The sequence below is a fragment of the Paenibacillus wulumuqiensis genome (assembly GCF_000971965.1).
Classification (GTDB): Bacteria; Bacillota; Bacilli; order Paenibacillales; family Paenibacillaceae; genus Saccharibacillus; species Saccharibacillus wulumuqiensis.
The window spans coordinates 1-19,292 of record NZ_LAQP01000001.1; the positions used below are offsets into that span (position 1 = coordinate 1).

18 protein-coding genes and 1 pseudogene are annotated in these 19,292 nt (G+C 43.5%); 14 read left to right on the forward strand and 5 right to left on the reverse strand.

The features are described from left to right. The 12 genes and pseudogenes from WH45_RS23640 to WH45_RS08305 form a co-directional block, all read left to right on the forward strand. A pseudogene (locus tag WH45_RS23640) lies at positions 1-534 on the forward strand (late control protein); the annotation flags it as partial. An 11-nt stretch (positions 535-545) separates the two neighbouring features. Continuing rightward, positions 546-1,145: a pentapeptide repeat-containing protein gene (locus WH45_RS08255; protein ID WP_046213932.1), complete on the forward strand. Its 600-nt coding sequence runs from the start codon at positions 546-548 to the stop codon at positions 1,143-1,145. Between the two features lie 159 nt (positions 1,146-1,304). Then, positions 1,305-1,895, forward strand: a complete 591-nt coding sequence (locus tag WH45_RS08260; RefSeq protein ID WP_152663521.1) for a hypothetical protein — start codon at positions 1,305-1,307, stop codon at positions 1,893-1,895. An 11-nt stretch (positions 1,896-1,906) separates the two neighbouring features. Then, complete coding sequence (locus WH45_RS08265; protein WP_046213934.1) at positions 1,907-2,509, forward strand: pentapeptide repeat-containing protein; 603 nt, start codon at positions 1,907-1,909, stop codon at positions 2,507-2,509. A 522-nt stretch (positions 2,510-3,031) separates the two neighbouring features. Further along, positions 3,032-3,295, forward strand: coding sequence for a hypothetical protein (locus tag WH45_RS23645; protein WP_046213935.1), 264 nt, complete (start codon positions 3,032-3,034; stop codon positions 3,293-3,295). Next, positions 3,292-3,630, forward strand: coding sequence for a hypothetical protein (locus WH45_RS08275; protein ID WP_046213936.1), 339 nt, complete (start codon positions 3,292-3,294; stop codon positions 3,628-3,630). The genes WH45_RS23645 and WH45_RS08275 overlap by 4 nt, the downstream gene beginning before the upstream one ends. A 452-nt stretch (positions 3,631-4,082) precedes the next feature. Continuing rightward, complete coding sequence (locus WH45_RS08280) at positions 4,083-4,373, forward strand: RDD family protein (RefSeq protein WP_235338324.1); 291 nt, start codon at positions 4,083-4,085, stop codon at positions 4,371-4,373. A 192-nt stretch (positions 4,374-4,565) separates the two neighbouring features. Beyond that, complete coding sequence (locus WH45_RS08285; RefSeq protein ID WP_046213937.1) at positions 4,566-5,699, forward strand: PP2C family protein-serine/threonine phosphatase; 1,134 nt, start codon at positions 4,566-4,568, stop codon at positions 5,697-5,699. 22 nt (positions 5,700-5,721) lie between these two features. Then, a complete protein-coding gene (locus WH45_RS08290; RefSeq protein WP_046213938.1) occupies positions 5,722-7,854 on the forward strand; it encodes a FapA family protein in 2,133 nt (710 codons plus the stop codon). A 1-nt stretch (position 7,855) separates the two neighbouring features. Beyond that, positions 7,856-8,167, forward strand: coding sequence for an STAS domain-containing protein (locus WH45_RS08295; protein WP_046213939.1), 312 nt, complete (start codon positions 7,856-7,858; stop codon positions 8,165-8,167). Positions 8,168-8,251: 84 nt separating this feature from the next. Beyond that, complete coding sequence (locus WH45_RS08300) at positions 8,252-10,225, forward strand: HD domain-containing phosphohydrolase (protein WP_052723679.1); 1,974 nt, start codon at positions 8,252-8,254, stop codon at positions 10,223-10,225. Positions 10,226-10,413: 188 nt separating this feature from the next. Further along, on the forward strand, positions 10,414-11,556 hold the full coding sequence (locus WH45_RS08305; RefSeq protein WP_046213941.1) for a PP2C family protein-serine/threonine phosphatase: 1,143 nt from the start codon (positions 10,414-10,416) through the stop codon (positions 11,554-11,556). A gap of 305 nt (positions 11,557-11,861) precedes the next feature. On the opposite strand, the gene WH45_RS08310 is transcribed toward WH45_RS08305, so the two are convergent. From WH45_RS08310 to WH45_RS08330, 5 genes are all read right to left on the reverse strand, one after another. Beyond that, positions 11,862-13,301 (reverse strand): 6-phospho-beta-glucosidase, encoded by a 1,440-nt coding sequence (locus WH45_RS08310; protein ID WP_046213942.1) that lies wholly within the window; start codon positions 13,299-13,301, stop codon positions 11,862-11,864. A gap of 355 nt (positions 13,302-13,656) precedes the next feature. Continuing rightward, positions 13,657-13,947 (reverse strand): YxcD family protein, encoded by a 291-nt coding sequence (locus tag WH45_RS08315; protein WP_046214553.1) that lies wholly within the window; start codon positions 13,945-13,947, stop codon positions 13,657-13,659. A gap of 5 nt (positions 13,948-13,952) precedes the next feature. Then, positions 13,953-14,396 carry a hypothetical protein gene (locus WH45_RS08320; protein ID WP_046213943.1) on the reverse strand — a complete coding sequence of 148 codons (444 nt, stop codon included), beginning with the start codon at positions 14,394-14,396 and terminating at the stop codon, positions 13,953-13,955. 121 nt (positions 14,397-14,517) lie between these two features. Next, a complete protein-coding gene (locus WH45_RS08325) occupies positions 14,518-15,081 on the reverse strand; it encodes a PadR family transcriptional regulator (RefSeq protein WP_046213944.1) in 564 nt (187 codons plus the stop codon). A gap of 305 nt (positions 15,082-15,386) precedes the next feature. Beyond that, positions 15,387-15,965 carry a beta-class carbonic anhydrase gene (locus WH45_RS08330; RefSeq protein ID WP_046213945.1) on the reverse strand — a complete coding sequence of 193 codons (579 nt, stop codon included), beginning with the start codon at positions 15,963-15,965 and terminating at the stop codon, positions 15,387-15,389. A 277-nt stretch (positions 15,966-16,242) separates the two neighbouring features. Between WH45_RS08330 and WH45_RS08335 the strand changes: the two genes are divergently transcribed. After that, a complete protein-coding gene (locus WH45_RS08335; RefSeq protein ID WP_046213946.1) occupies positions 16,243-17,763 on the forward strand; it encodes a carboxypeptidase M32 in 1,521 nt (506 codons plus the stop codon). Positions 17,764-18,176: 413 nt separating this feature from the next. Further along, positions 18,177-19,151 (forward strand): aromatic acid exporter family protein, encoded by a 975-nt coding sequence (locus WH45_RS08340; protein WP_046213947.1) that lies wholly within the window; start codon positions 18,177-18,179, stop codon positions 19,149-19,151. Positions 19,152-19,292: the final 141 nt, after the last annotated feature.

Below are 19,292 nucleotides of genomic sequence, written 5' to 3' on the forward strand. Positions count from 1 at the left end.
GGGATGGTGTACCGGATTGCGGAGAAGGATCTGCCGGGTCCGGAAAAGAACGGGTATATGCGTTCTGAGGGGACGGGAAAAGGGAATAAACCTAATTTTTATGATAAGGATGGAAATTATACGGGCGGTAGAACTCAGAAGGAATTGGATGATTTAGCAGGCGATCCTTCACATGGCGGTAAAATTAGGGATCAAGGCTTAAAAGAAAGAGAGATAGGGCTAGATTTGGAACAACAAGGAAAACTAGGGAAGATAGTACGTGACCCAGAAGGAAACGGAGGAGCAGAATTTATTGATACAACAAATAACGTTAAATGGGACGTTAAAAGTTTCGTATCTTATCCAAATGGTCATACTTCACCCAAGAAAGGCGCATTTACAGTAAATAACGGGATGAAGGCGATTAATAAAGAACTAGATAAAACTTACAATGTAATTGTGGATAAAAGAGACATGATTCCTGAACATGTTGAACAGTTAAAAGAGGCAATTGAAAAAGCTGGGATATCAGATAGGATTATTTGGTATCCATAGGAGGGTTAGGTATGACAACTGATATCAAAGAAATTACGACTCGATTAGAATCACACCGTCTTTGGATTGAAACTATTGGAGAACAAGGCGAAAAACTAGGTATAGATGAAATTGATTTGCGAAATGTGGATTTGTCACAATATCCATTAGACCAAGCATATATAACAGCTTGTATCTTTGATGGCATGAACTTAAACCACAAAGATTTCTCTTCATCTTTACTAAGTTCATCAACTTTTATATCTACAAATTTAGAAGGAGCAGACTTTTGTAAATCTAATGTCTCGTATGTGGACTTCACAAATGCCAATGTTAAAGCTGCAAGACTTGCTGATAGTGAATGTATTGAGACGGTGTTTGTTCAAGCTGATTTATCAGATGCTAATTTAGTAGCTGGTCTTTTTGATGAGACGGATTTTCGCAATGCAATATTGATTAATGCTGATGTGCGGTTAGCTACGTTTGAAAGAGTATTGCTAAAAGGAGCTAAATTAACTGGGGTTCGGGGGCTAGAAGAGGCTTTTATAAAAAGCATCAATATTGGGACGCCAGAACAACCAAATATTCTAGTAGGTGAAGAAGCTAGAAAATGGTTAAAAGATAATAAGTAGCCCCTTTACACCAGTAGAGAGTAGGTCGTACAATACAACCAACAAACCAAATACTAAACAATTCAAACACTTGATAAACTTCAAAAGCTCTTACCCACTTGAACCATGAGTAGGAATGAGCTTTTTTTGCATACTCACAATTAAAAAAGAATGAAACGAATGGCGAAGCTGAATCCAGGAATAGAAGTGGCTGGAGCAGATGGTACAGTGCATCGGATCGCTGAGAAGGATTTACCGAGTCCGGGGAAGAATGGGTACATGCGGTCTGAGGGGACGGGAGAAGGTAACAAACCTAACCTTTATGATAAGGCTGGAAATTATACGGGCGGTAGAACTCAGAAGGAATTGGATGACTTAGCTCGAGATCCAGCAAGTAATGGGAAAATAGAACCTAAAAATATCAGGGAAAGGGAAGTTGGATTAGCAGTAGAAGAAAGAGGTCAATTGGGAAAGCTAGTACGTGATCCTCAAGCAGAAAATGGAGCAGAGTTTATTGATACTTCTTCAGGTTTAAAGTGGGACGTGAAAAGCTTTGAATCATACCCAAGTGGTGACAATGGAATTCCTATAACAAATCCCAAAAAGGGTGCCTTTACTATCAAACAAGGTATGAAAAAGCTACAAAAAGAATTTGATAATGGGAACAACGTAATTATTGACACAAGAAAAATGGAGCCTGAGCATGTTGAACAACTCAAGAAAGCAATTGATGAAGAAGGAGTAACAGATAAAATAATATGGTATCCTTAAGGAGTGGGAAAATGGAAGGGAATTTTAATAGGAAGTTTGATTTGCATAAAAAGTGGGTTGAGACAATTGGTAAAGAAGGCGAAATGTTAAAGTTAGATGAAGTGGACTTAAGAAGTATTGATTTATCCGATATATTGCTTGAACAAGCATATTTAACTGAGTGTACTTTTGATGATCTCAGACTGGAAAATATTGATTTTCACACATCATTATTAGCCTCGTCAACATTTAAAAATGCATATTTAGATAAATGTGATTTTTATAAATCAGATCTTAGATATACAGATTTTTCCAACTGCGTCATTAAAAACAGTAGATTTAGTAAAGGTGATTGTTGGGAAGCAATATTTAGAAATGCATATTTACTAGATTGTAATTTGATTAATGTATCGTTTTACTTAACGGATTTTAGTTGGGCAAGACTAGAAAATATAGATATAAGTGTAGCGACATTTGAAGAAACATTATTAAGCGGAGTGACTTTAAAAAATATTAAAGGTATAGAAGAAGCTCATATTAAAAGTATTAATATTGGTACGTTGGAGAAGCCGATTTTGTTGAAATCAGATGAAGCAAAGAAATGGATGTTAGAAAAATGTGAAGTAAGTGGCTAAGAGGAATTGGCTGCCAGTGCCGAGTGAAATGGGTAGCAATGCTCAAACAGACTTAACCCTTATCAGCCCCATATGAAGTTTTACTAAATATGGTTGTACGCACATCATATGCTTTATTTTTATAACCTAAATATCCCTATCCCGATACATCAAACAGGTCATTATGGTCAGATGCTACCATGATTGACCTGTTTTTTTTATTTACCGCCACCCATGCGCATCAAGCACCGTCTGTTAAGCTAGAGAGAGATAACGAAGTCAAGCAAATTCAACTTTTCATGCCTGTTCGAAGATTTAACCGAATGAGAAAATCATCAGATAGTGTGACGAGATGCGGTAATCTAATGGAGTTGATTAGGGAATTACCGTTAATTTCTATGTAGTCTTGTTATTCATGGATGATTCCCGATGTGACAAATTCAAGAATTCAATAACGCCCTAAGCTTCTGTATGTCTGGTTTGATTCCTGCCTGTAGAGTGTCTAACCTATGAGGGAAGACAACTTGAAAGGAGAAATCTATCATGATGCATCCAGTCAAAGAATGCATTCAGAAGCTAGGGCTAACACATCGGGCGTTTGTTGTCCTGTATGACATCTCATGGGAAAGGTTTCGTAGTTGCTTATATGGCTACACTAATTCCATCCCCCGCGCCATCCTGAATGTCATGGTACAGAACGGCTATGATGAACAGGAAGCACAGCGGCAGTATCTCTTATGGAGGAAATGGAGCGTTCAGCAAAAGCTAGCCGCCCCTGCCGCCGCAGAAGGGAGGGTGCATCCATGAAACGGCTACCGCTAAATACAGCCCTAACCCTGATGCGGCGGGAGAATGTACTAGGACATGGCTTTGATCTTGATGAACTTACCCAAATCTTCGTCAAGTATGTCATAGACCCGATGTCACAGGAGCAAGTCGAGCTAAGTCTCGCTCATTACCTTGCTAAATCGAAGCACAATGATGTCGTTCATCGGAATCAAGTCTTAGCAAAAGTTGCTCAATTCCTTAATCAGTATGATTGGCAGCTATCCGACGATCATATAGATTATCACCGAAAATACTTGTCGCGTGTGAATCAGCAGTCGCAAGAAGTGATTGATCGACTTTGTTTGAACGTGTAATTGTTTAGTTCAACTTATATAATATACAAAACACTGATCACCCTAAACCCTTGATAATCGATTCAAAACTCATTCCAATTTGAATAATAAGGAGAATCGGCTTTTAAAAAATAAGAGATATCATTTTTTTCTTATGTAGAGATACTTGGAAAGTAATAGGTTCTGCTATTATTTAGGGAAAAATATACTTGTTGAAATTGAAAGTTCTAAAAGTAAGCAAACTTATTTACCAAGTACAGGGAGCAAAATTAGATTCTCAACAAGAAAGGAATCAAAGGCGGGATTTGATTGGTTTTCGCTTTAAGACTATTGTAATTATACGCTGCTATATGCAAATTCTATATTTATGTACAAAAGCAAAATGAATTATCGGAGGAACACCACAATATGTATGAACCAAAAGAAGCACAAAAATCAGAAATGACTAATTCACACAGCTGATTTTTCCATGGTTGTACTTCAGTCTATTTGAATCTTCCCGTTTTCATGCTACTCCCGGGAAAATGGCAATGAAGATTATGGCTGTCGACAGTTATTACCAGCCCCTGCGTTTTGGTCGTGCTGCTGGACGATACTGGGGGAAAATGCTCAGCAACATTTTCGGAATTGGCTTTATGATCGCTGGCTGGACTCCGCGTAAGCAGGGATTACACGATATGATTGCCAGCACTCTTGTGATGAACAAACGGGAATGGCTGCGACAGCGTCAGTTTCAGGAGGTTGATGAGGAGCAAATGAAGTAGCAGTACTGCCGCAGCCCTTTCATTCTAGAGAGCGATAGTCCATAATCTTCAACATCTACAACCATTTAAATAAAAAATGCTGCAGCCCGGGACAGAATCTCACATTCTATCCCGGGCTTTTTCATACTTTATATTACATAACAGGCACATTATGACGATGAATAAGTATACTGACCTAAAGGGAGCGGTCTCATGAGCAGCATATTGATTGTAGACGATTCCCGCTTGAATATATTGCATCTGACTCATGTGCTTCAGGCTGCTGGTTATAAAGATATACAGGCCGCTTATTCGGCACAGGAAGCTTATCATATTCTCGGGATTCATAACGGACAGCCACCGCGAAGACCGGCTTCGGTGGATCTGATCCTGCTGGATATTGTGATGCCGGATATTGATGGGATTGAAGCATGCGCACTAATCAAAAAATTAACGGTGTATCAGGATTTACCCATCATTTTCCTTACTGCTGACCGTGTACATTTTAGAGAAGCCTTTAACGCGGGAGGTATGGACTTTATTGAAAAGGGCGGTCCTGATTATGAGCTTCTGACACGTGTACAATCTGCGTTGAAGCTCAAAAAAGAAATGGATGCCCGGAAAGTATGGGAAGAAAAAGTACAAAAAGATCTTCAGCTGGCCAGACATCTCCAGAGTAGTGTACTGATGTCACCACTGGATGAGCCTAGCATTGGTATTCATAGCTGGTATATGCAGTCCTCAGAAGTATCTGGAGATATGTTTTACTGGAAAATGTTTAGCCCGCGACAGTATGGAGTGCTGCTAATTGATGTATGTGGTCATGGCATTGCTGCTGCATTAATTAGTATGTCGATTCGTTCACTGCTGGATAACATTGTTGGTCTGTATCGTAAGCCGAGAGAAGTATGTGCTGAGCTAAATCGGCAGATGAGATTATTGTTCGGTAAGAATCGGCGTACATCATATTTTACGGCCATCTACTTATTCATCGATCTGGACAAAAAGGAAATCGAATATTTTAACGCAGGGCATCCGCCCGGGTTGCTGTTCAGACAGAATGAGGAACCGGTAAAATTAAACGGGACTACCGTACCAATCGGAATCAAGCAGGAAATGAAATTGGATACAGTTACGATAACCTATGAGACACCTGCCCGGATCGTATTATATACGGACGGTTTGGTAGAAAAGCCAGGAACATCGATTCATACCGGTATTGAACAGCTTTCGCAATACGCACAGAGTCTTTATTATCTTGATAACGGGGCTTTTGTTGGCAAGCTGGAACGCCTTAATCGTCAGCGGGATGATGATATTTGTATCTTGTCAATTGAATTGAAATAGTACAGGAATGGAGGAGTAGCAGATGGAACGCAATGTGATTTCCAAAGGTAAAACGGTAGAGCAAGCAGTAGACCGGGCGCTTGCACTGTTGGGGGCCAAAAAAGAAGAAGTTAGCATTGAAGTTATTGATAGTGAAAACCGGGGATTTCTTGGGCTCAATTCCAAACCGGCTGTTGTTAAAGTAAGCCTGCTCGCTACCAGCATACCGCAGCCTACAACTTTCGTTCCTCCTGTGGATATTCATGGTGAGATGATACCAGCTTCACTGGATGGGCGAGTTATCGGTATGACAGAGCTAACCGGCTCCACGGCAAATTCCAGCACATCTACACTCACAGAATTGGCAGCAGGACTACCGGAACATGCACCTTCTAAAAATATACAGGAGGAAGGGAAAATCTGGGTTGCCGAGGGACGGATATGTATCAATATTCCAGCTGGAGGAAGTTTGCCGATCATTGATGCGTTCAAAAGCGAAGATGTGGTAATTAATGGTAGAACCTTGCTCGCAGGTCAATCTGCTGCAGTTAGCGGAGAAGACAGCATTGAAGTAAAACTGGATAGTGAAACCAAAGATGCCATCTGGCAGCTTGATATCGCCAAAGATGGCATGACCGCCACCCTTAAAATAGAACCTGGTTACTGTATTGTGAACTACTTGGTGGATACAGAGCCGGATACTCGTCTGATGCTGCGCGTCGCTCAAAAAAAGATACCTGCAGCAATTGATCCAGAGGTGATTTATCAGCAGCTTACCGATTTGAATATTATTTTTGGTATAGATCAATCCGTTATTGAAGTAGCATGTCGTGCGGACAAAGCAGGCAGCTTTGTCATTGCTTCCGGACGTGCTCCGATACATGGTCATGACGGAATGTTTGAATTAAAAACAAATGATACAGCGCGCAAAGTACAGCCCAAATTGCGGGAGAACGGTACGATTGATTACCGTGAGACACGTGAATTCCCTTCCATTCTGGAGGGTGAAATGATTGGTACGATCATCCCGGCTTATCCTGGAACAGATGGAATTGATATTTACGGTAACAGAGTTCAGGCACCGGCTGTACATGATATTCAAATCGTCCCTGGCAAAGATGTGATGCTATCCGAGGATAAACTTAGCGCAATTGCTCTTAAATCGGGTATGCCCAGCCCAAATAAACAGGGACGTCTAATCAAGCTGTCGATAATTCCCAAGCTGATGCACAATGGGGATGTTGACCTGGCGACAGGCAATATTCATTTTCAGGGTGATGTGGAGATTAGCGGTGCCGTACAAGATACGATGCAAGTTGAAGCAGAGGGCAATATTCGTGTACGAGGCAATGTTAATATGGCGCAGATTACTGCAGGAAACTCATTAATCGTCCATGCGAATATACTTAGCAGCAAGGTTGTCGTAGGGCAGCTGCAGCTGTTCCATGGACAGGTTGCTCCAATGCTGATGTATCTTCGTGAGCAGACCGAATTATTAAAAAAGGCTGTTCGGCAGGTGAGTGGCGCTTCTGCATTTAAGCTTAACGATATGAATCAAACCGGACTCGCACCGTTGTTTCAGGTTCTATTTCAGGGAAGATTCAAATGGATGATGGAACAATTGCAGCGGTTAATGACGTTGGAAGAACAGTATCAGTCCACACTAAAAGAAGAATGGACTCGATATTTCAATGAGATCCGAACCGGGTTTATGCATAAAGAATCAAGTCATTTCCGTACGGCGGAAGATTTGGAAGGCTTTATCCGACGAACAAATTATTTGTATACCATGGCTGTGACTCCGACGTTGGAACGTAATTTTGCCCGATTGCATTATATTCAAAGCAGTACGGTACGTTGTGGTGGCGATATCATTGTGGAAAAAGGAACTTACAATGCTCATCTTCATTGCGAAGGCAGACTGGAAGCTATTGGAGCCCTGCGAGGCGGAACTTATTATGCTGCTGAAGGAATGATATTGCAGGAAGGGGGGTCACCAGGGACTGGTTCGACCCGTCTGCATGTAGATGCAAAAGGCAAAATCAAAGCAGGCAAAATCCTGGCTGGTACTACTATTCAGGTAGGTGAACGAATTTATCAGTTTGCTGAAGATGCCGAGCATGTTATAGCTCAATTGGATGAGAATAATCAATTAGTATGGAAAGGAAGGGAATAATATGTTTTCATATCGTTTGGAATTAACTGGAGAAGAGATCGTTGTCTATTGTGAGGGAGATATTGATATTGATGCAGGCGATACATTTGAGGAAGAATTGGAACCGGAATTGGCAAAAGCAGCTGTTGTTATTTTGAATTTGGAATCCGTTCAGTTTGTGGATTCCTCCGGTATCGGTCTGCTTATTAAGCTGGTGCAGAATTTACAGGAACAGGAACGACAGGTATGGATCGAGAAGACCCAGCCGGAAGTGATGGAAGTATTCGAATTACTGCAGCTGGACGAAATTCTGGGTAAGTCCATTTTTCGTTAAATGAAAAAAAATAGATATACTGTCTCTCTGAGTGTAGTGGGGATTATTAGTATATGCTATATAAGCTGGGAGATCGGTAGTCTATTGCTTTTCCAAGTGTTTCCGATTCTTCTGCTAATTGCTTTGCTTGATCTGTTCCCGGTTCGTCTGCTGAGCGGGGAGGAGTATAGCGGCAGTCTCGCCGGTATTCTGATTCTGCTATTGGCTTACGGAACCATACCGGCTCTATATGGCATTACACTAAGCAGCATGATCAACCACTTCCGTAAGGCAGACTTTCGACCATCACAGATTAGTCTGTTTCAATTACTGGCTGCTCAGGGAAGATATGTATTATGCTTTTTCGGGGTTCACTTGATGATCCAAATGATTGATGGGACATCCATCTATCTTCAGGCAGGAATAGGAGCGCTGACATTTAGCTTGCTATTTATGCTGCTAGGAGAATTGGGAAAAAAAGCAAACGGTAATATTCCGGTGCGCCACAATCTGGTTATCAAATTAAAAGAGCTTACAGTGCCTATTGTTCTGTGTACAGTTATTGTTCCTCATTTTCTGGAACATCTCTCGCTTGGATATATGCTTCATGAAACGGTATATATTTTATTTATTCTTTTCTTTGTTATATTTTTCTCTTATGGATACATTCGTCAGGTAGAGCTGCGACGTCGTGGAATAGAAGAATTTATCCGCATTGGTGAGCTTCGTATCTCGAATCGATTAAAGGGTCATGGACACAATGTAGGGGTTATCTGCGAACATCTACTGGAGTTACTTGGATATCCCAAAAAAAATCGTGCCGATCTGGTTAATATGGCTACGATGCATGATATCGGGAAAATCATGCTTCCATTGGATATTTTGACCAAAAGGGGCGCTTTATCACTTAGTGAAGAGAGACAGTATCAATCGCATCCTGTTTATAGCGCTGATATTGTTCTGAATATTACGGGAGATAAACAAATGTCGAACTGGCTTCTTTATCATCATGAACGGTATGACGGTAAAGGTTATCCATCCAAGCTGCAAGCCAAAGAAATCCCATATGAATCTCGAATTATTTATCTGTGCGATCAACTCGAATATTTGATGAGACATTTCAGTCAGGATGAAGAAGTGATCCGGAGACTGAAAGGAATGTCTCATAAAGAGTTGGATCCGGAGCTGGTTAGCCATATTCATGTAGATACGGTTGCTTGCCTGAGGCAGCATATGCTGTATACGGATATCGGAAGCATTACAGAGCTTAATTCCGTCATAGAACATGATAAGAAGCACCGTGAACTATCAAGTATTACTGGAGGCACTCGTCTGTTAAAATATCAAGGGACAGACAGCTTACGAGTTCATTCTGATGTATCGTTTACGGTATTACAGGATCTTGAAGTACTTGCTGAACGTGCACTGGTTCTCTCGGAAAGTTTTTATGAAGTGCTGATCAGTCAGGGTAATACGTATGAAGCCCATTTTTACCCTGAAAGTGATTGGGTGGCTATAGTGCTCAATGACATTACACCTGCACTGCAATATCGTGAGGAACTCCATATAAATACACTGCGTGCCTATAAAGATGTTATCAGCAAATTATCTCATAGTAAGATTGATATCTGTCTAGAGCCGGATGAAATCAGGAATGAACTGGGCGAATGGATGGATGAGATGGAAGTGAATACTCGGGCAGACGTGTCTTCCAGCCGTACGCTGGCAGTTCAGCATATTCCCACGGAAATCCAAAAGCAAGGTTCCAAAAAAGTAATGAATATCAAGCTGGCTGTCTCGGAGGCAGTTACCAATCTGATCAAACATGCGGAAGAGGGCCGAATTGCCGTTTATCGTAAAAATGGGCGTTATCAGATTTATATTACAGATCATGGCTCAGGTATCCCGCTACATGAACTGCCCAAAACGATTCTGGTATCAGGATACAGCAGTAAGAGTTCGCTTGGCAAAGGTTTTGCGCTTATGTATACTTTGGCAGACCGAATTATGCTTCATACCAGTTCGGAAGGTACAGCCATTTTGCTTGAATTTAATGAAGTTTGGGAACAAGTCAGTTAATCATTTCGTGGCAGAATGATTAACTGGCTTATTTGCAATAGGTGTGTTTCACTTCTATACAGTTAGTTCAAATAGGTCTTGTTCAACCGAATAAGTAACATTAATTATTTAAGATTCTTACTTACCCGCTATTATATAATTAGACTGTTTTGACGAATAATAAGTATACTGACTTCGGGGGAGAGCTTATGAGCAGCATACTAATTGTTGATGATTCCAAATTGAATGTAGCGTTTATGGAGAATATTTTAAGAACAGCCGGATACGAAGATGTACAAAAGGCGACTTCTGCCCAGGAAGCTTATCAGATCCTCGGCATTTATAATAATCAGGCACCGCGCAAAGCCGCTTCGGTCGATCTGATTCTGCTCGATATCGTTATGCCGGATATTGATGGCATCCAGGCCTGTACCTTTATCAAAAGTCTGCCGGTCTATCAGGATCTGCCGGTCATTTTCCTGACAGCGGACCGTGTGCACTTCAAGGAAGCATTTGGAGCAGGAGGTATGGACTTTATCGAAAAGGGTGGTCCGGATTATGAGCTGCTGGCCCGCGTCCAATCCGCACTGCGTCTGAAAAAGGAAATGGATTCCCGCAAATCCTGGGAAGAAAAGGTTCAAAAAGATCTTCAGCTGGCCAAACATCTGCAGAACAGTGTGCTGACGCCGCCATTGGCTGAGCCGGGCATTCAGATTCACAGCAGATACTTCCAATCTTCCGAAGTATCTGGAGACATGTTCTATTGGAAAATGTTCAATAACCGGCAGTGTGGCGTACTGCTGATCGATGTACCCGGCAGCGGGATCGCAGCTGCACTGATTAGCATGTCGATCCGCTCCCTGCTCGATGGAATCATCGGTATGTACCGCAAGCCCAAAGAGGTATGTGCCGAGCTCAACCGCCAGATGCGTACATTGTTCGGCAAGACGCGTCGTACAGCTTACTTTACAGCCATATACATGCTGATTGATCTGGAGACCAAGCAGCTGGAGTACTTCAATGCCGGTCATACCCCGGGACTTCTGCTCAATAATGACGGCAAATCGGCTCGCTTGAATGTGACAACAGATCCGGTCGGTATGAACCAGAATGCCAATATCAACACGCAGACGCTGGAATACAACGAATCTACACGAATTGTACTGTACACCAATGGATTGATCGCTCGTCCGGGCAGCAATCCCAAGGTAGTCATCGGTGAATTGGAACAGTATGCGCACAGCCTGCTGGATATCGATAACGAGAAGTTCCTCACCAAGCTGGCCCGTCTGAGCCGCAACCAGGAAGATCTGTGTATCGTATCTGTCGATCTGGATCGTGCGGCTGAATAACTCTGCCAACTCTGCCGAATAAACGTACGGAATAAAGCATGGAATGAACTACCAAATGAACTATGAAATAAACAAAAAAACGACTGTTCTCGTTTAATTACGAAACAGTCGTTTTTGCTATAAATTTTTCATGAATATTCGCTTTCGAAGCAAATGCCGGATCGGGAACTTCGGTGAAAGGAAAGAGGATATAATTTCCATAATCAGTCCGGGTAATCCCTGACCACCCGGCCCATTATGACCAGTTCGGTACTATTTGTCTGATGGACACTGACCACATGATTGTTAATCCTCATTCGGTTCATTTATAGTCCCAGATCCGTACCGTTTGACGCAATAACATTCTTGTACCAGTCAAAGCTCTTTTTACGGCTGCGATCCAGAGAGCCGTTACCTTCATTATCACGATCCACATAAATATAACCGTACCGCTTGCGCATTTCACCGGACGAAGCGCTGACAATATCAATCGGTCCCCAGCTGGTGTAACCAATAATATCCACACCATCCTCAATCGCTTCGCTCATCTCGGCAATATGGCGCTGCAGATAATCGATCCGGTAATCATCATTCACAGTGCCGTCTGCAGCAGGCTCATCCGCTGCGCCCAGCCCATTTTCCACTACAAATAAAGGCTTCTGATAGCGGTCATACAGCTGATTGGCTGTAATTCGGAATCCTTTTGGATCGATTGTCCAACCCCATTCAGACTTGTCCAGATAAGGGTTGGCTACCGAGCCGAATACATTGCCGGAAGTTATATTTTTGATAATTTCCGGATCTGTGCTGGTTGTTCGGCTGGAATAATAGCTGAATCCGATATAATCAACCGTGTTATTTTTCAGAATCTCCGCGTCTCCCGATTCCATGACAATGTCCAACTGATGATCGCGGAAGAAGCGGCGGGCATAACCTGGATATTCCCCTCTGGACTGCACATCGATGAAGAAGTAGGATTCGCGGTCTTTTTCCATACCCTGATACACATCTTCCGGATTGCATGTATATGGATAAAAGCTGCCGGCAGCCAGCATACAGCCGATCTGCCCATCCGGAATCAGTTCATGACAGGCTTTGACCGCCAGTGCACTGGCGACCAGCTGGTGATGGGCTGCCTGGTACTGGATCTGCTTTACATTATCGCCTTCCTTGAATACGAGACCTGCCCCGAGGAAAGGAAGATGCAGCAGCATATTGATCTCGTTAAAGGTCATCCAGTATTTGACTTTATCCCGGTAACGTTCCAATACGGTACGCGCATACGTCTCGAACAGAGTAACCAGCTCGCGGCTGCGCCAGCTGCCATATTTCTCGATCAGCTGTATCGGTACATCAAAATGAGCGAGTGTAACTACCGGCTGAATATCATGTTTTAACAGCTCATCGAACATCCGGTCATAAAAGGCAAGACCTGCTTCATTCGGTACGGCATCTTCACCGGTCGGGAAAATACGTGCCCAGGAAATGGAGACACGCAGTGCCTTGAATCCCATTTCGGCAAACAGGGCAATATCTTCCGGATAACGATGATAAAAGTCAATCGCTTCATGAGCCGGATAGAACTCTCCCTCGAGTGGGGTGAGAGAGGAGAGATAGCCTTTCATAATCTCGTATCTTTTCTCGCCAGTAGGAAGCAGATCCACTACCGTCAGGCCCTTTCCATCTTCGAGGTAAGCGCCTTCAGCCTGATTCGCCGCAATCGCGCCTCCCCATAAGAAATTGTCCGGAAACTTCAATGTTGTCATAGTCGTTCTCCTTCCATATGTCTGGAGTAAGGGTGTCCAAGGCAAATAAAAAACCTGAACTCTCCCGACAGCTCATCACAAGCAGACAGGAGAATTCAGGTTATGCCCAACAGGTAACATCCCTAATTCATATTCTGATTTCACTAAAACTCTAACAAGCTCCGGCCAGAATGTCAACAAGAAAGCGTTTTATCCGTTCGCCTGGCCGGTAAAGCGATACATTATCCAGCGCTATATTATAAATGATTCAAGGCTGCGATTCAGTCACCAAAAAATAAAAGCCCTCCATGTACCGGTTGGGATACAGAGGAGGGCTTGCTGAAATGCTATATTATGCTGGAAGTAATAAAATTACTTAATTGTCGTGAATAATAGCCTGAATCTCTTCTACGTCATCGTTGATAATCAGTTCAACCTGTTCCCGGAATACTCTCGCGTCGTATTCGGAAAACATATACCGCAGAATCGCTTCAATGAGATTACTTTCGATCAGGTACTGGCTGCGACCTTGCGCCCAGACCTCTGCTGTATAGCCTGTATCTTCTTCCCAGGCGAGCTGAACAGTGACGTCCGTAGGCTGGATGCCTTTACGTTCTGCGATGTTCAGACATACTGCATTAATAATCTCATCCATGCTAAGCCGCATTGCCATTAGCGTCTGTTGTAAGGGTCAGCGGATTTCTTACGCTGACGGATCATACGATAGATTCCGCGAGCTGCAATGAAGAGTACATAGATAGCAATCAGGTTAATCAACAGGCCAAGGAAGTTACCCATAAAGCCCATGTTCGCGAACATGCTGCCGAACAGCATACCTGCCAGACCACCGACCATCATGCCTGTAAAGAAGTTACCGCCGCTGAAAAATCCGCGTTTGCCTGTTGTAGCTGCAGTACTGCGGTTGTTGGTAGTGGAACGGTTGGTGCTGTTCACGCTGCCGCTGTTGTTATCCGCGCGGTTCGGTGTGTTTGTATAGGATTTTGGCTGGGATTTGAATCCGCCGCCACCACGTCTTGCATCTGCATCGCTGGCAAAGATGCCAAGGGAAGCAAAAACGACTGTGAATGCCATGAAGACCATAAGCACTTTTTTCATTATGTCCATTATCCCCCTAGTTGGTATTGTGTTTGGGTACTCTTACGGTAATACGTAATGATGATCGACCGGTTTCACGATTTTAGACGAATTTTAAATAAATTCGGTTTACCGGATGGTACTAGTAATGCTGTGGTTCAGAAGATACTTCCGGTGGTGTCGCATTTTTGAGCATATCGATCACCCAGGTCGTCCATTCCATATTCGATCTTGCTGTTCCGAGCGCTTTTTGACGCAAAATATACAATCCGAAATCTTGAGAACCAAACTGGTGGCTCTCATCAGGCATTTTGTGAATCGCCTGCTCAAAGTAGTGAATCTGTTCCTGATAAAAGATGGATCTTTTGCGGAACAGGGCGAGTGCAGTATCCTTGTCCGTAATCCACAGACAGAACGCCTTGAGTACCAGCTCGTCCCGTGTGACCGGTTCACTGGCGGGCATTTGCATCCATTCTTGCAGACGCTGCTCGCCAAGCGGAGTAATGGCATAGATTTTTTTGTCCGGTTTGTCTGTTTGTTTTACCCATTCCGCTGTCAACAACTGCTGCTCTTCCATACGTGAGAGCAGTGGGTAAATCTGACTGTGTTTGGCTTGCCAGAACGGTTGGATTCTGAGCATCAGGTCATATCCGGATGAACGTTTGCGTGCAAGCAGTGCAAGTAAACCATACGATAGCGTATTCATAAGCAGTCTCTCCTATCTCTAAAGCAGCAAATCGGCCGATTTACAATAAAGTGTACACTACAACTGTATGCTTTCGCAAGAAATCGACGAACAAAATAGAAGAAAGCATACAAAAGTAAGTACATATTAGACAAAAAATAGTCATAATTAAGCTTACGTATGAGTATGCAAAAAGATTCAACTTTTCCAAATAAACAGCAGCAGCAGCTGATAAAAAAATAACCCGGATGAATTCATCCGGGCTTTAGCAGTAAATCGGATTGTGCTAAGTCCTCATTATGTAAGGAGCCGGCCCGCGATTTCTGCTACAATGATGTCTCTTGTTGGGTGTACCCATTCACGAGCAATTCCAGTTGACCTGTTGCGGGGTCAATGATCATGCCGTGTACTGGTACATGGGGGGGAAGTAATGGATGATTCTTAATAATCTCCACACTGTTTATTACCCCTTGCTTTTCGTTACCAAACCCCTGCAGCCAACTTTTTAAATCAATTCCTGAATGTTCCAGAGTTGACAATACAGTTGGGGAAACGCCGCGCTCTTTGATCTCATTAATCATGTGATCAGCGTCCAGTGCGGCCATACCGCAGCCATAGTGGCCGACAACGATAACCTCTTCTGCCTGAAGCTCATATAGTCCAACCAGCACGCTGCGCATAACACTTCCATATGGATGGGAGATAACAGCGCCGGCGTTTTTGATGATTTTGGCGTCGCCGTTGCGAATATTCATGGCCTTGGGCAGCAGCTCGGTAAGGCGTGTATCCATACATGTCAGAATAACCAGCTTTTTGTCCGGAAAAGCACTGGAGCGATAAGCTTCATATTCCTTGGTCTGCACGAACTTCTCGTTGTGCTGCATAATATTTGTAACTGAATCCATTGTATTTCCTCCTCAATTAAAACTTCAGATGGTGAATCATGGAACGGTGAAGCTTCGAATGATCGGCTACAATTGCCTGATAATTCTTTTCATTACTTTCCTGCACAACCATCCATCATTTTCTCATGTAAACGAATAGATTTTACATCAGTTTTTGACGTCTGTAAATGTCTTGATTCCAAAATATTAAATTATGTAACATTGATTATACGGTTTGAAAAACGTATCATCAAGATGGATAAAGTTACAAAATACAAATAATGAGGTGTACCCGATCATGGAACAAAACGTAGAACAGGTATTAAGCTCATTCCGGCAGCTGGTCCGCAAGATCAGCAGCTACCACGAAGCACTCGGCCTGCTGGGCTGGGATCTGCGCACCGGCGCTCCGCGTAAAGGTGCGGAAATGCGTGCAGAAACGATCGGGATGCTGTCAACCGAAGTATTCAAGCTGTCCATCTCCGAGGAGATGGGAGGCTATATTGAGTTTCTGTCCCGCACCGACGTATTCAGTCAGCTGAGTGATACCGATCAGCGCTCGGTGACAGAGTGCCGCAAGGAATACGAACGCAGCCAGAAAATCCCGCCGGAGAGAATTCAAAAGTACTCCAGCCTGACGACACATGCCCAGACCGTCTGGGAAGAAGCCAAGCATAACAACGACTTCCAGGGCTTTGAACCGATGCTGTCGGAGATTGTAGAGATGAACCGCGAGTTTATCGATTACTGGGGTGTCAAGGATACCCGCTACGATACGCTGCTCGATATGTATGAGCCGGATATGACGGTAACCAAGCTGGATGCCGTTTTTGACCGGTTAAAATCACGTCTTGTCCCGCTGCTGCAAAGAATCCAGCAATCAAGCAACAAGCCGGACAATTCATTCCTGAAGCAGGAGTATGATCTGAAAAAACAGGAAGAAATCGGCCTGTTCCTGCTGGAGCAGATGGGCTATGACTTCCAGGCAGGGCGTCTGGATGAGAGTGAGCATCCGTTCGCAACCGGACTCAATCCGGGCGATGTACGCATCACGACGCACTATTATCCGGAAGATCTGATGAGCGCCATTTTCAGTTCCCTGCATGAAGGCGGACATGCGCTGTATGAGCAAAATATTTCGGCTGACCTGGTCGGTACACCGCTGGCAACCGGTACGTCGATGGGAATTCATGAATCCCAGTCCCGTTTCTGGGAAAATATTGTCGGCCGCAGCCGTGTATTCTGGGATCATTATTACGATAAATTGCAGTCCTTGTTCCCGGAACAGCTGTCCGGTGTGAGCAAAGAACAATTTTACCGGGCTGCCAATGTGGTGGAAAATTCACTGATCCGAATCGAAGCAGATGAGCTGACATACAATTTGCACATTATTGTCCGTTATGAAATCGAGAAAATGATTTTCAACGAGAATCTGGCTGTCGCCGATCTGCCGAAAGTATGGAACAGCAAATATGAAGAGTATCTGGGTATCACGCCGCCAAATGACGCGCAGGGCGTTCTGCAGGATGTACACTGGTCCGGCGGGGACTTTGGTTACTTTGCTTCGTATTCGCTTGGCAATATGTATGCCGCCCAGATTACCTATACGATGCGTAAGGAACTGCCGGAGTTTGAACAATGGATCGCGGCAGGCAATCTGCTGCCGATTAAGGAATGGCTGACCGATAAAATTTATCGTTACGGTAAAAGCAGAACGCCATCCGAACTGATCCAGGCGATCACTGGTGAAGAGCTGAATCCGGATTATCTGGCCGATTATCTGGAGCAGAAATATACAGAGATCTATAAACTCGTCTGATCCAGTTTTTAGGTCTGGCTGTATTAATTTGTTAGAGTAGGCCCTTATAATAGTAGAAAAAGAATTGGAATTAAAAAAAGCATTATAAAGTCAATAGGTCTGACTGTATGTTCTTCTATCATCGAATATGTAACTAATTACCCATTATACTGCTTGGATCAGTATATCTTTTGATTATCAAATAACGCAGTTCGTTAAGCCTCTCTTTCACTTTTCCAAAGGTGGAGGAGAGGCTTTTGCGTCGTTGTCCACATTGTAGGATCAGGCGAAATACAGTAGGATAGATGTTATATGAAATTGGATAAATCCAACCTGTTCAGACAGGATGTTCGGGTGACACCATATACCCTTTTTGTCAGGTTGATTATAAATAGAAAACACTATAAGAGAAGAGTGTAAGGAGAGAATAACCGATGGGCTTTCGCGTGATCAAGACCGCCATTGCTGCACTGCTGGCTGTAGTAGCAGCCAGTACGCTGGGAATCAGCAGCGCAATGTCGGCAGCACTGCTCGCCATACTGGGAGTGGATGTTACACGCAAACGCAGTCTTCAGACGATATCTGCCCGTTTTTTTGCATCACTGATCGGGATGGTTTGTGCGTTTGTATTATTTTCTATTTTCGGATTTGAACACTGGGTATTTGCGCTGTATATTTTGCTTGCTTTTCCGATCATTACCCGCGCCGGCTTCAGCGGAGGAATCGTCACCAGTTCGGTTATCGTTGTCCATATCTACAATGGTGGACTGCTGACTGCACAGGCAATGCTGATTGAGGTGGAGCTTCTGCTGATCGGTCTCGGGTCGGCAGCGATCGTCAATCTAGTGTATATGCCCAATCCGTACAAGCGGCTGAATGCCATTCGCAAGGAAGTCAATGATCTGCTGTCCCAGATGTTTGGTCAGATTGCCCGTACACTGCATGAACCTGCCTATGTATGGGATGGGGAAGAAGTGATTCAGGCGGCCGCCAAGGTGGAGCAGGGCCATACAGCAGCCAAGCGCGAACTGGAGAACCAGATGCTGCACCCGGATGAGTCGTGGATTGTATATTTTTATATGCGCAAGCAGCATCTGGATTCCATTCAGAACATGATGCAGCTCGTTGCCCAGGTATACAGCAAGATGCCTCAGGGAGATCAGGCCGCCGAGATTTTCGAACAGCTGGCCCAGGATGTAAAAACGCCGTATTACACAGGGAAAACAGAAAAGCTGCTTTTACAATTCGAAGAAGATTTCCGTAAAACGAGACTGCCGGTTACACGTGAGGAATTCGAAGTGTATTCTGCCATTTTGCAGCTGTGCAGGGAGCTGGAGCAGTATCTCAAAATTTCTAAGCGGGATAAAGCAAGAAACCCCTTGCTAACTCAGGATAATAAGGTAAAATAAGGATAACGCTATAGGCAAAAGCTATCACCTTTATTACATTTGGTGATAGCTTTTTTACTAAAATCTTTCGTCCATTTTGGCAAAAAGATAAATTTTATTGACCTGTGGAAGATTATGAATATAAAATGATAACAATCTTAT